The organism is Azospirillum sp. (assembly GCF_050789165.1).
In genome coordinates this window covers 15,694-28,751 of sequence record NZ_JBOZRT010000116.1, presented here as the reverse complement: position 1 = coordinate 28,751, position 13,058 = coordinate 15,694, and the positions used below count along the sequence as shown (strand labels likewise).

Genomic DNA, 13,058 nt, shown 5'->3' with positions numbered 1-13,058 from the left:
CATCAGTTCTTTGTCGACCGGTCCTGCAGATCCGGAACGAGGACGACGTCGGACGGACGGAGGACGAGGCTCACGGCCTCCCCGCGTTCCGGGATCCGGTCCCTGTCGCGTCGTTGTTCGCGGAAGTGGATAAGAGTGCCGTGGCCGGCGCGGGCGCTGTATTCGATCACGTCGCCGAGGAACACCGCCTCCTGGACCGTGACCGTGACGGCAACGTCCGACCCGTCGGCCGGACGGCGCTGCAGCTTTTCGGGCCGGATGCTTGCGTACCACGAGCCCGGCCGGGCGTCGGACGCGTCGTCGGGATAGGTCACGCCGAGGTCCGGAATGGACACCGATCCGCGCTGCGACAGGTCGGCCGCGAGCAGGTTGGTCTGCCCGATGAAATCGGCGACGAAGCGGCTTCGCGGGGTGTCGTACATCTCGGACGGCGTGCCGATCTGTTCGATCCGTCCGTCGCGCAGAACGACGATGCGCGACGACATGGCCAGGGCTTCGCGCTGGTCGTGGGTCACGTAGACCACGGTGCACCCGAGCTGGTGTTGAATGTCCTTGATCTCGAACTGCAGCGCCTCGCGGAGCTTGAGGTCCAGGGCGCCCAGCGGTTCGTCCATGAGCAGGACGGGGGGCTCGAACACGATGGCCCGGGCGAACGCCACGCGTTGCTGCTGACCGCCGGACAGATCGCGCGGCATGCGGCCGGCCAACGCGCCGAGCCGCACGATGTCCAGCACCCGCTCCACCCGCTCGGTGATCACACGGCGCGGCGCGCGGCGCATGCGCAGCGGGAAGGCGACGTTATCGAACACCGACATGTGCGGGAACAGGGAATAGTTCTGGAACACCATCCCGAGATTTCGGCGTTCCGGCGGGTCCTCGATCACCGAGCGTCCGTCGATGCGGATGTCGCCGGAGTCGGCCGTGGAGAACCCCGCGAGCACGTTCAGGGCGGTGGTCTTGCCGGACCCGCTCGAGCCGAGAATCGTGAGGAACTCGCCCGGCTGGATGGTCAGCGAGAAATCGTGAAGCGCGCGCACCGATCCGTAGGCTTTCCTGACGGATTGGAACTCGATCGACGCGCCGACGGCCGGCGCCCCCTGGCGCGGTTCTCTGGCCAAGCTGCCACTCGAGGGTTTGTCCACGTCCACCATCGTAGGTTCCATGGGCCTGCTCAGTGATGACGCCTTGTCTATTTATGACGCTATGTCTAAAATTGAGCTGCGTCAAGAGGTCACGGTGCGATCGATCCACGATGGCGGATAGGTCCGCTTCGACCGATGAGTGGGGGCACAAAGATGCGGCAGAATGCGGTTATGCCAGCAGGCGAAGACGAGTGCGGCGAAGGCTCCACTCCGCTGCTCTTCGAAGAGGTTCTCGCCATGAGGAGCCGGGAGCGGACGCGCCCGAAGCGGGAGCGAACGCGCTACCTGATGCTCTCCATCGTCGCGCGCCATCTGCGGGCGTCACCAGGACGGCTGTTGACCGTCGAGGCGCTGCTCGACGAGGCGGGCCTGTCCCGGGGCACTTTCTATAACCACTTCAAGGACATGGACGAATGCGCGTCCGTCCTCATCGACCTCTTCTTCGAGCATGTCATGTCCCGGCGCCCCACGAAGCGGGGACCGCGGGGGAGTTACGACGCCATTCTGGAGGCCAACACGGCCTATTGCCGGGCCTATGAGGCGAACGCCGGCATGTTCGGTCTGTTCTCACAACTGGCCACCCGCGACACGGAACTGCTGCGCATGCGCGAACGCCTGAATTCCGAGTGGGTCGATCGCATCATAGCGGTTGTCGCCCGCCGGCGCGGCCGTCCGTTCGGCGAGGACGAACGCCGCCGTTTCGAAGGCGTGCTGAGGATCCTGATCGCGATGACGATCGAAAGCCTGCGGGAGCGGTTCGTCCATGAGGACGCGCTTCTGTGCCGCTCCTTCCCCACCGCCGACAGTCTGGCGAAGGCGCTGTCGGACCAGTGGTACGGCGCGATGGTGGAGTACGAGCGTCCATCAACACCAGGCTGACGGCGCCGGTCGAGGTGTTCTCCGTCTGAACCGCGCCTGCGCTGTGCGGATCGGAGTGGGCGGTCCGCGCGCCGGCCTGACGGCGGTGCCGTGGAACTCCCCGTCCCGTTCAACCGCCGCGCTCGTGTCTGGGCAGCGGCTGGATCTCGCGCCCGACCGCTCCCACCGCGCGGCGACCCGGTCATGACACGGCCGCAAAGAGCCTGCCCAAAACGTTCCAACGCGCTTGCCTTCCAGTGCCGGCACAATAAAAAGATGACTTTTGATTGATCATCTAAATTTCCGTATGTCAAGTATGGTTATAGTTGGCGCTTTACCAAAGTCATAGCGTGAATGGCGAGTCGGCTCATCAACCTTTGCTTTACGGACTTGCAGCAATTATTGCTGAATCGAAGCGATGTTGGCGCGACTGATGTGACTGATTCGACCTCTACAGGATTGCCGAACCCTATTCTGGTCACGCGCGTGGACGAACGACGGTTCGGCCTGCCGGCGACGGCGGTCGAACGCGTCTTTGCCGTGGTGGAAATCACCCCTCTTTCCGATGCGCCGGGCGTGATCGCCGGGGTCGTCAACATCCATGGGGCCGTGCTGCCGGTGCTCGATCTGCGCCGCCGCCTGGGGCGCCCATCGCGTCCATCCCGTCCGACGGACAAGCTGGTGGTGGTGAACGCGCCGGCCCGCAGGATCGTCCTGCTCGTCGATGCCGTCGAGGGAGTGGAAGAGGTGCCGGAGGCCGCGCTGGTCGCCCTTGACGACTTGGTGCCTGGAATAGGCATGGTCGGGCGGATCATCGCCGGGCACGAGGGGCTGATCGTCGTTCACGATCCCGAACGTCTCCTTTCCGGCGCCGAGGAGGGGGATCTGGAGCGTGCGCTGGAGGAACTCGTTGAATGACCGACCCGCTTCCGGTTCGACGGTGTCTCCGTGACCTTGCCGCCCGCCGTCTGGGCTTGGCGATCCCGGCCGACCGCGACCGTTGCCTGGATCGGGCGGCGGCCGTGCTCGGCTTCGACGAGGCGGGGGCGGACGCGGCGACGCTGGCGGCGCTCGATGCGACTCCGTGGGAGGCGGAGGCGTGGCAGCGGATGGTGCGGCAGCTCACGGTCGGGGAAACCAGCTTCCTGCGCCATCGCGAATGGTTCGCCGCGATCGAGGAGCGCGTCCTGGCGCCGCTGATCCAGGAACGGCGGCGGTCGGGACGGCGGCAGCTCCGGGTGTGGAGCGCCGCCTGCTCGACCGGCGAGGAACCCTATTCCCTCGCCATGATCATCGACCGACTGATCCCGGACCGCGACGGCTGGGACGTCACCATCGTCGGATCCGACATCAACGCCGCGTCCCTCGCCGCGGCGCGCGCCGCGTGCTTCGGCGCGTGGTCGCTGCGGGAGTTGACGGCGGCGGAGCGCACCCGCTGCTTCAACGAGACGGCACCCGGCCGTTTCCGGCTGCGCCGGGCCTACCGGACGATGGTCACCTTCCGCTGCAAGAACCTCGTTGCGGACGACTATCCCAATCGGAGCGCGGAATTCGCCGGGTTCGACCTGATTCTCTGCCGCAACGTCCTGATATACTTGACCCCAGAAGCCCAGCAGACGGTGGCGCAGCGGCTGATCCGCTGCCTGGCGCCTGACGGGTGGCTCGCCGTGAGCGCGGCGGAAGCCACCGCCGAGCGGTTCCGACCACTCGTCCCCGTCCGCCTCCCCTCGGCGATTCTGTTCTGCAACGCCACTTCCGCGGTGCCCGGTGACAAGGCCCCGTCTCCGCGACGGCCGGCGTCACCAACCTTCGGATCGCCCGAGGGAACAGCGTGCTGGTGGAAGCCGCCGCCGGCCGTTTGCCGACCGGCGCCTGTCCAGCCGGCACCGACGACGGGCAACGGCGGCATGGCCGAGGCGCGCGCGCTTGCCGACCGCGGCATGCTGGATGCGGCGCGGCACGCCTGCGAATCCATCCTGGCGCGCGATGCGCTCGACGGCGAGGCCAACCTGCTGCTCGCCTCCGTCTGCGCGGAGGTGGGCGAGTGGGGGCCGGCGCTGGAGGCAGCCCGGCGCGCGGCGTACCTGATGCCCCGATCGCCCGCCGCCCACTTCCAGCTGGGGATGGCGCATCGGTGTCTCGGCCGGACGGCTGCGGCGCAGCGCAGCCTGGAGGCGGTCGTCGCCCTGCTCACGACGGCGCCGGACGGCGAAGCCGTGCCGCAACTGGCGGATACCACGGCCGGAAGCCTTCGCCAAACCGCCCATCGCTGCCTGGAATCGATGGCGGCAAGCTCAGGAGGATACCATGGCCGACCCGATTGACGGCCGCGGCCCGGGCGTGGCCGTGGATTGGGAACGTGCCCGCGCCCGCCTGGATCGGCCGGAAGCGGCGTTGGCAGCCGGCGACTCCGCCGCTCCCGAGGAGGTGCACCGGATCCTGCGCGACCGCGCCCTGCGCCTGGCGGCCCCGCCGGTCTCGACAACCCTGTCGCAACCCGTCGATCTGGTGCTCTTTCGTTCGGGGAACGGGCGGTACGCCATCGACGCAGGCCACGCCGACGTGGTGCTGCACGCTGCGGCGACGCCGCTGCCCGGTGTGCCGTCCTTCCATCTCGGCCTCGTCCTGCACCGGGGCGAGGTATACCCGCTCGTCGACATCGGCCCGCTGCTGGGCCACGGGCCGGCGGGCCGCGACGGGGCCGGCTACGCCATCCTGTGTTCTGCCGGGGAAGGCGCGATCGCCATCGCCGCTGACGCCATCGACGGGCTGTACCGCCTGAATGGGGCCGGATTCGCCCTGCCGCCCGAGAGCGAGGGCCAGTCGGCGATCCACGGCATGACGGTGGACGGCGCCGTCATCATCGACGTCGCGCGGCTGCTCCGCGACGCGCGGCTCACGATCAACGACCAGCCGCCGATCCACGGCGGAGCGAAGGGAGAGGACGAAAGAGACCATGTGGACGTTTCTGGATAGGTTCGGCTTACGGTCCCTGGTGATCGGCGCCGGCGTGTTCGGCGCCCTGGTGCCCGCCTTCGTCCTGGTGGTCGCCGGTGGCGTCCAAGTGAGGACGCGCGCCGTCGAGGACACCGTCGAGGCCGATCAGCTGCTCGCCCAACTCGTCGCCGACCGCGTCGAGCAGCGCATCGTCTCCGGCCGGCAGGTGTTCGAGACCATCGCGCGGAAGCTGGCCGATGCGCCCAGCCTCGCCGCGGAACACGCGACGCCGCTGATCGACAACGAAACCGCGTCGTATCCGGGCGTCTGGGGAACGGTGGTCGTCAACGGCGACGGTGTCGTGACCGCGGCCCAGGCTGCCAGCACCGCCGACGGCCGCTCCCAGGTGCGGCGGGACCTCCGGAACCGTTCGTACGTTCGCGACGCGCTCGACGGGCGGAAGGTCGTGATCGCCGATGCCCCCGAGGAATCCGAGCGGGCCGGGCAGACGATGATCGCCGTCGCCGTTCCCATCGTCGGGCAGGACGGCCAGAGGCCGGGCGCCGTCGTCGCCTTCCTGGACATGACCCAATCCATGGCGATCGCCCGCAAGGCGCGCCTCGGCAGCAGCGGGCACGCCGTCATCGCGCGCCAGAACGGCGTCGTTCTGTTCCACGACGATGCCTCGGTCGCGAAGGCGAGGACCGACTTCTCCCGGCTGCCGGTCTGGCCGCTGGTCACGCGCGGCGACAGCGGGGATCTCGCCTCCTATGCGGACGAGCGGGGCGCGCTGCGCCTCGGCGGCTTCGCGACGGTGCCGAGCGTCGGCTGGAAGGTCTGGGTGACGCGCGCCCACGCCGAGATCGACCAGGAGATCCAGGAGGAGTTGTTCGCCGCGCTGCCCTGGGTGGTGGCGGCGTTCGCCCTGGCGGTCGCCGCGGCGTTCGCCCTGCTGCGCCTGATCGTCCGTCCAGTTGATGGCCTGCGGGCCACGGCGGCCGATATCGCCGCCGGCAACCTCGACCGGCGCGCGCCGGAACTGGGACCGAACGAGCTGTCCAACCTGGCCGGTGCCATCAACGCGATGGCGTCGACGCTCAAGGCCAACCTGGAGAAGGAGCGGTCCGGAAAGGCCCGGCTGCAGGCGGCCGTCGCCGAGTACAGCGCCCTCGCCGAGCGGGTCGCCGCCGGCGACCTGCGGGCGCGGGTCACGGTCGCGGCGGACGGTGAGCTCGGCCTGCTCGGCGAGAACCTCAACCGGATGACCGAGGCGATCGAGCGGCTGGTCGAGGAGATCCGCGACGCGGTGGACAGCCTGTCGTCCGCCTCGATGGAGATCCTCGCGGCGACCCGGCAGCAGGTCTCGACCACCTCCGAGGAGGCGAGCGCGGTGCGCGAGACGGCGGCCACGGTCACCGAGATCCGCCAAGCGGCCGAGGTGACCGCGCGGCAGACGCGCGCCGTCGCCGAGATGGCGCAACGGGTGGCGCAGACGGCCGAGGACGGCCAGCGGTCGGTCGAAGACGGCGTGCGCGGCAGCGAGGCGGCCAAGGCCCGCATGGAGGCGCTGGCCGAGCGCATCCTGTCCTTCAGCGAGCAGGCGGAGGCGATCGCCGAACTGAACGCCACCGTCAGCGAGCTGGCGGAGCAGTCCAACCTCCTGGCCGTCAACGCCGGCATCGAGGCAGCCAAGGCGGGCGAGGCCGGCAAGGGCTTCGCTGTCGTCGCCACGGAGGTCCGCAGTCTTGCCGAACGCAGCAAGGAAGCCACCGTCCAGGTGCGGCGGATCGTCGGCGACATCCAGAAATCGGCTCAGGCCACCGTGATGGCGGCCGAGCAGGGGGTCAAGGCGGCGGAGGCCGGGACCGGAATCGCCCAGCGTTCCGGTGCCGCCATCGCCAAGCTCGCCGACAACATCGGCGAGGCCTCGGTCGCCGCGCAGCAGATCCAGGCGATGTCGGAACAGCAGCAGGTGGGCATGGACCAGATCGCGCTCGCCATGCACGACATCGAGCAGGCCTCCGCCCAGACGGTGGCCGCCACCCAGCTGGTCGAGCGCGCCTCGCTCAGCCTCGACCAACTGGCCCGCAAGCTGACCGACATCGTCGGGACGGTGGCTGGCAGCCAGCGGCGGGCGGGCTGACATGATCGACCGCAGCGAGGATTTCCGGCGCCGGCTGCTCGCCACCTTCCGCGTCGAGGCGAACGAGCACATCGCCTCGATCGCCGCGGAACTCGACGCGGTCGCCGCCGATCCGGCGGGGCCGGACCTCGCCGTGCGGCTGGAGACGCTGTTCCGCATCGTCCACACCCTGAAGGGCGCCGCCCGCTCGGTGGGTGAAAGCGGCGTGGAGGACCTCAGCCACCGCTGCGAGGCGCTGCTGCGCGACCTGACCCAAGGGCGGCGCACCTTCGACCCGGCGCTGCTCGGCGTCCTGATGGAAGCCAGCGACAACCTCGCCGCGGCGGTGGAGGGAAGCCAGCGCCGGGAGCCGCCCGGCACGGAGCCGCGGAACGCCGGCGGCAGCATCCGCGTCGACATCGGCCGCCTCGACCGGCTGCTCGTCATCGCCGAGGAACTGCTGGTTCCCAAGCTGGCGGCCGCCGAACGCGCGCGCGCCGCCCGTGCGCTGGGCGGCGCCGTGGCGGAGCTGCGGGGCCGGTTGCGTCGGGACGGCCAACGCGCCGCCTCCGGTACCGGGCTGGACGAGTCGCTGCGCCGCGTGGAAGGAGACGCCCGGCGCCTCGCCGAAGCGCTGGCCGACGACAGCGCCACCGTGCGGACGCTGGTGGACGAGCTGCTGGAGGAAACCCGCCGCGCCCGCCTGTGCGCCGCGGCGACCATCCTGGAGGCCTTTCCGCGGATGGTGCGGGATCTCGCCGGCGAAACCGGGAAGGAGGTGGCTTGGCAGGCCGTCGGCACGGACGTCGAGATCGACCGCAAGATCCTCGACGCCATCAAGCATCCGCTGATCCACATGGTGCGCAACGCCGTGAGCCACGGCATCGAGGCGCCGGAGGCGCGCGCCGCCGCCGGGAAGCCGCGCCGGGGGCGGATCACGCTGACCGTTCAACCCCTCGACGGCGGGCGCGTCGCGCTGGAGCTGTCGGACGACGGCTGCGGCCTGGACCTGCAGGCCATCCTCCGGGCGGCGCTGCGCTCGCGGCTCCTGACACCGGATCAGGCCGGCGGGCTGAGCGAGGCGGAGCTGGCCGACCTGGCGTTCCACGCCGGCGTCAGCACCAGCCCGGTGATCACCACCATTTCCGGGCACGGCCGGGGCCTCGCCATCGTGCGGGAGGCGGTCGAGCGCATCGACGGGCAGGTGGCGGTGCGGTCCGCTCCCGGCGCCGGCACCACGATCCGCCTGGAGCTGCCGACCAGCGTCGCCACATGCCGTGCGCTGATCGTCCGCGTCGGCCGTACGGTCTGCGCCTGGCCCGTCACGTCCATCGACGCCACCATCGGCGTGCCCCGGCACGACATGGCGGCGGTGCTCGAACGGGGGACGCTCGCCCACGCGCAGGAGATGCTGCCGGCGGCGCATCTGGCGGCGGTCCTCGGTGTGGCCGCCGACGCCGACGACACGCGCCGCCTGATGCCGTGCCTGATCGCACACGCGGGGCGGCGGCGGGGCGCGCTGCTGATCGATGAGGTGATCGGCGACAGCGAAATTCTCCTCAAGGAGTTGCGGCCGCCGCTGCGGCGTGTGCGCAACGTCGCCATGGCGGGGCTGCGGGGCACCGGGGATCTGGTCCTTGTGCTGCGCCCCTCCGACGTGCTGGCGTCGATGCGCGAACCGACCGGTGCGCCGGGGCGGGCGGCGGAGACCGCCGTGCCGCGCGCGCGTCGGATCCTGGTGGTCGATGACTCCATCACCACGCGGTCCATGGAACGCAACCTGTTCGAGGCGGCCGGCTACGCCGTGCGGGTGGCGGTGGACGGGCTGGACGCCTGGGGAATGCTACGGAACGAGGACTTCGACCTCGTGGTGTCCGACATCGACATGCCGCGCATGGACGGATTCGAGCTGACCACCCGCATCCGCGAGGATCCCAGGCTCGCCGACCTCCCGGTGGTGCTGGTCACCGCACTGGACAGCCGGGAGGACAAGGAGCGCGGGGTACGGGTGGGCGCCAACGCCTACGTGCTCAAGTCGGCCTTCGAGGAGTCCAACCTCCTCGAGATCGTCGGCCGGCTGGTCTGAGCGCAGGAGGCGGCGATGACCGGCATATCGGAACAGGCAGACGCAAGGAGGGGAGCCGGCCATGGCCGAACACAGTGACCAGTCGGACCGGATGGCCGCCCGCATCCTCATCGCGGAGGACAGCGCGACCCAGGCCGCCCAGCTCACCTTCCTGCTGGAGGAGCGCGGGTTCGACGTGCTGGCCGCACGCGACGGGCGCAAGGCGCTCGCCATGGCGGAGCAGCATCATCCCGATCTGGTGATCGCCGACATCGTCATGCCGGAACTCGACGGCTACGGGCTGTGCGCCGCCATCAAGGCCGACGCCGCGCTGCGCGGCACGCCGGTGATCCTGGTGACCGAGCTGTCGAGCCCGCACGACGTCTTCCGCGGCCTGAACGCCGGCGCAGACAACTTCATCATCAAGCCGTTCGACGAGAACGTGCTGCTGTCGCGCATCCGCTACCTCCTCACCAACCGGGAGCTGCGGAAGTCCGGCAAGCTCCAGCTCGGCATCGAGATCGAGCTGTCGGGCCAGCGCCACTTCATCACCGCCGAGCGCCAGCAGATCCTGGATCTCCTGATTTCGACCTACGAGCAGGCGGTCCGGCTCAACGACGTCCTGGAAAGCCGGCAGAAGGCGCTGACGCGGTCGTACGACACGCTGAACGCCCTCTACCACCTCGCCGACGACCTCAACCGCTGCCAGACGGCGATGGACGTCGGCGTCAGCGCGCTGGAGCGCGGCCTCAAGCTGCCGGGCGTGCGCGCCGGCTGGATCTTCCTGCGCGACGGCGACGACGGCTTCCGTCTGTTGGCGTCGAACGGCGCGCCGTCGAGCCTGTTCGTCGCCGACGGCGGCTGCTCGCGGTGCATCTGCCAGCAGGGGCTGCTGTCCGGCACGCTGTCCGGCGCCGCCAACATCGTCGAGTGCGAGCGGCTGGCGAAGGCGAGCGACGCCGGCGACCTGCGCTTTCACGCCAGCGTGCCGTTGATCGCCGATGGCGTGGCGATCGGCCTGCTCAATCTGGTCGGCGCCGAAAAGCGCATGTTCTCCGATGAGGAGCTGCGAACGCTGGCTGGCGTCGGCAACCAGATCGCAACGTCCCTGGCGCGCGCCCTGCTGCACGAGGACCTCGAGCGGAAAGTGGCCGAGCGCACGCGCGAGCTCCGGGAGGAGGTGGTCGAACGGCGCGAGGCCGAAGCCGCCGCGCGCCTCGCCGCCGCCGAGATCGGCCATGCCAACCGGACGATCTCGGCCATTCTCGAGGCGTCGCCGGTGGCGATCATCACCATGGACGGCGGCGGCCGGGTATCGACCTGGAATCAGGCTGCCGAGACGATCTTCGGCCGAGCCGCCGACGCCATCATCGGGCACCCCTATCCGTTCGAACCGGGCAACGGGCCGCGCCTGGAGACCATCCTCGCCCGGCTGGCGGCCGGCGAGATCCTGCGGGGGGCCGAGCACGCCTGTCGCCGCAGCGACGGCACCATGGTCTCGCTGCGCGGCTCGTTCGCGCCCATGCTCGACCCGGCGGGGGGGTTCCGCGGGGCGGTCCTGGTGGTCGAGGACGTCACCGAGCGCAAGCGCGTCGAGGAGCAGTTGCGCCAGTCGCAGAAGATGGAGGCGCTCGGCAAGATGACCGGCGGGATGGCGCACGACTTCAACAACCTGCTGACGGTGGTGATCGGCAACCTGGACCTGCTGTCCGAACTGCTGGACGACCGGCCGGACGCGGCCGAGCTGGCGGACTCCGCCCTGCAAGCCAGCCTCCGCGGCGCCGAGCTGACCCGCCAGTTGCTCGCCTTCAGCCGCTGCCAGCCGCTGGCGCCGGAGACCGTCGACGTCAACCACCTGCTGCGCGGCATGGTCAGGCTGCTCGGCCGAACCCTCGGCGAACCGGTGGAGATCAGGCTGATCGAGGGAGCCGGGGTATGGCCGGTCCGGATCGATCCGGCCCAGCTCGATTCGGTGATCGTCAACCTTGCGGTGAACGCCCGAGATGCCATGCCGGACGGAGGCCGGCTGATCATCGAGACGCGCAACCAGACCGTCGACCAGTCCTACGGCAGCACCCGGCCGGACATCCAGCCGGGCGACTACGCCGTCGTCGAGGTCACCGACACGGGGATCGGCATGCTGCCGGAGGTGATGGCGCGCATCTTCGAACCCTTCTTCACCACCAAGCCGCTGCACAAGGGCACCGGACTCGGGCTGGCGATGGTGTACGGCTTCGCCAAGCAGTCGGGCGGCCACATCGGCGTCTACAGCGAGCCCGGCATCGGCACCCGGTTCAGCCTCTACCTGCCGCGCGACCAAGCCGCCGAAGCCATGGTGGCCGCCGCCGAACACCCTCCCGAGCCACCGCGCAGCCGGGGGCACGAGACCATCCTGGTGGTCGAGGACAACGTCTCGGTGCGGCAGATGGTGACGCGGCAGATCGCCGAGCTCGGCTACGGCGTGCTCGCCGCCGCCGACGCCCAGGAGGGGCTGACGCTGCTCGCGGGACACGAGCGGGTCGATCTGCTGTTCTCCGACATCGTTATGCCCGGCGACATGAACGGTCTCGGCCTCGCCAGGGAGGCCGCCCGCCGCCGGCCCGGCCTGAAGATCGTCCTCACCTCCGGCTTTTCCGAAGAAGGGCTGGACCGCCACATCGGCCCGGCGGAATACGCCGTTCTCACCAAGCCGTACCGCAAGAACGACCTCGCCGAGACGCTGCGGCAGGCGCTCGACAGCCAAGGGACCGCCGAATGACCCACCGCCTCCTCATCATCGACGACGAAGTCGACATCGGCAGGTACGTGGCGTCCGTCGCCAGGACGTGCGGCTACGACGCGCGGACCGTCAGCGAGGCCGAGGATTTCCGGCAGCAGGTGGCGGCGTGGGAGCCGTCCCACATCGTGCTGGACCTGCAGATGCCCGAGTGCGACGGCATCGAACTGCTGCGCTTCCTGGCGGAAGGCCGCTCGACCGCGCGCATCGTGGTGATGAGCGGCGTCGACCAGAAGATCATCGAATCGGCGCGCCACCTCGGTGTCGGCAGCGGCCTCGACATCGCCGCGATGGTGCAGAAGCCGGTCCGCGCCGCCGAGCTGCGGGGCATTCTCGAGGAGATTAAGGAGACGGCGGGCACCATCGACGAAGCGGCGATCCGGGCGGCGATCGCCAACCGCGACTTCCATCTGGTCTACCAGCCCAAGGTGGACCTGCGCCGCGCTCCATTGCCCAATGGCCGCCTGCCGGTCGTCGGCTTCGAGGCGCTGCTGCGCTGGCATCACCCCCGCCGGGGCGTGCTGCCGCCGGGCGAGTTCCTGCGGCTTGCGGAAACGCTGTCTCTGATGGACGACCTCACCGACCTCGTCGTCGATGAGGCGGTCGGCCAGCTTCGGGCGTGGCGCGAGAAGGGATTCACCACGTCGCTCGCCATCAACGTCTCGGCCGCCAACCTGCACACCGCGGGGTTCGCCGAGCGTCTGGTCCGGCAATGCCGGGAGGCGGCGATCGATCCGGCGTCGCTGATCATCGAGCTGACGGAGACCGCCGCCATGACCGATCCGATCAAGGCCATGGACATTCTGACCAGACTTCGCCTGAAAGGCTTCCGCCTGTCGATCGACGACTTCGGCACCGGCTATTCGTCACTCGTCCAGCTTCAACGCCTGCCGTTCTCGGAACTCAAGATCGACCGCGCCCTGGTTGCCGACTGCGCCTCCTCCAAGCAGTCACGGATGATCGTGAAGACGGCGATCGATCTGGCTCAGAATCTCGGCCTCCTGGCGTGCGCCGAAGGAATCGAGACGGCGGCCACCCTTGCCGTGATACAGGATCTCGGCTGTGAATTTGCGCAAGGATACCACATCGGCCGCCCGATGGCGGTCGTCCAGGCTGAGGCGTGGCTAAGCGAAGCGTCCCCATCCGGTACTTAACGCT

The 13,058-nt window shown here is 69.7% G+C and carries 9 protein-coding genes; 8 read left to right on the top strand and 1 reads right to left on the bottom strand.

Annotated elements, in window-relative coordinates; all coding sequences use genetic code 11:
- Positions 1-2: 2 nt before the first annotated feature.
- Complete coding sequence (locus ACRWK7_RS25910; RefSeq protein ID WP_431859213.1) at positions 3-1,151, bottom strand: ABC transporter ATP-binding protein; 1,149 nt, start codon at positions 1,149-1,151, stop codon at positions 3-5.
- A gap of 144 nt (positions 1,152-1,295) precedes the next feature.
- On the opposite strand from ACRWK7_RS25910, the gene ACRWK7_RS25905 reads away from it, so the two are divergent.
- The 8 genes from ACRWK7_RS25905 (at position 1,296) to ACRWK7_RS25870 (ending at position 13,054) form a co-directional block, all read left to right on the top strand.
- Entirely contained in the window at positions 1,296-2,021 is a 726-nt protein-coding gene (locus ACRWK7_RS25905) for a TetR/AcrR family transcriptional regulator (protein WP_431859212.1), read from the top strand.
- A 333-nt stretch (positions 2,022-2,354) separates the two neighbouring features.
- Positions 2,355-2,918: a chemotaxis protein CheW gene (locus ACRWK7_RS25900; protein ID WP_431859211.1), complete on the top strand. Its 564-nt coding sequence runs from the start codon at positions 2,355-2,357 to the stop codon at positions 2,916-2,918.
- Positions 2,915-4,324 carry a CheR family methyltransferase gene (locus ACRWK7_RS25895; RefSeq protein WP_431859210.1) on the top strand — a complete coding sequence of 470 codons (1,410 nt, stop codon included), beginning with the start codon at positions 2,915-2,917 and terminating at the stop codon, positions 4,322-4,324. The genes ACRWK7_RS25900 and ACRWK7_RS25895 overlap by 4 nt, the downstream gene beginning before the upstream one ends.
- Positions 4,308-4,976: a chemotaxis protein CheW gene (locus ACRWK7_RS25890; RefSeq protein ID WP_431859209.1), complete on the top strand. Its 669-nt coding sequence runs from the start codon at positions 4,308-4,310 to the stop codon at positions 4,974-4,976. The genes ACRWK7_RS25895 and ACRWK7_RS25890 overlap by 17 nt, the downstream gene beginning before the upstream one ends.
- Positions 4,957-7,080, top strand: a complete 2,124-nt coding sequence (locus ACRWK7_RS25885; protein WP_431859208.1) for a methyl-accepting chemotaxis protein — start codon at positions 4,957-4,959, stop codon at positions 7,078-7,080. Before ACRWK7_RS25890 ends, ACRWK7_RS25885 begins: the two co-directional genes overlap by 20 nt.
- A gap of 1 nt (position 7,081) precedes the next feature.
- Positions 7,082-9,145 (top strand): hybrid sensor histidine kinase/response regulator, encoded by a 2,064-nt coding sequence (locus ACRWK7_RS25880; RefSeq protein WP_431859207.1) that lies wholly within the window; start codon positions 7,082-7,084, stop codon positions 9,143-9,145.
- 61 nt (positions 9,146-9,206) lie between these two features.
- A complete protein-coding gene (locus tag ACRWK7_RS25875) occupies positions 9,207-11,882 on the top strand; it encodes a response regulator (RefSeq protein ID WP_431859206.1) in 2,676 nt (891 codons plus the stop codon).
- Positions 11,879-13,054, top strand: a complete 1,176-nt coding sequence (locus tag ACRWK7_RS25870; RefSeq protein WP_431859205.1) for an EAL domain-containing response regulator — start codon at positions 11,879-11,881, stop codon at positions 13,052-13,054. The genes ACRWK7_RS25875 and ACRWK7_RS25870 overlap by 4 nt, the downstream gene beginning before the upstream one ends.
- Positions 13,055-13,058: the final 4 nt, after the last annotated feature.

Coding starts and splice junctions, on each gene's coding strand:
- ACRWK7_RS25910 (WP_431859213.1), bottom strand. CDS start 1,151: ATGGTGGACGTGGACAAACCCTCGAGTGGCAGCTTGGCCAGAGAACCG.
- ACRWK7_RS25880 (WP_431859207.1), top strand. CDS start 7,082: ATGATCGACCGCAGCGAGGATTTCCGGCGCCGGCTGCTCGCCACCTTC.
- ACRWK7_RS25870 (WP_431859205.1), top strand. CDS start 11,879: ATGACCCACCGCCTCCTCATCATCGACGACGAAGTCGACATCGGCAGG.
- ACRWK7_RS25885 (WP_431859208.1), top strand. CDS start 4,957: ATGTGGACGTTTCTGGATAGGTTCGGCTTACGGTCCCTGGTGATCGGC.
- ACRWK7_RS25895 (WP_431859210.1), top strand. CDS start 2,915: ATGACCGACCCGCTTCCGGTTCGACGGTGTCTCCGTGACCTTGCCGCC.
- ACRWK7_RS25900 (WP_431859211.1), top strand. CDS start 2,355: ATGGCGAGTCGGCTCATCAACCTTTGCTTTACGGACTTGCAGCAATTA.
- ACRWK7_RS25890 (WP_431859209.1), top strand. CDS start 4,308: ATGGCCGACCCGATTGACGGCCGCGGCCCGGGCGTGGCCGTGGATTGG.
- ACRWK7_RS25905 (WP_431859212.1), top strand. CDS start 1,296: ATGCGGCAGAATGCGGTTATGCCAGCAGGCGAAGACGAGTGCGGCGAA.
- ACRWK7_RS25875 (WP_431859206.1), top strand. CDS start 9,207: ATGGCCGAACACAGTGACCAGTCGGACCGGATGGCCGCCCGCATCCTC.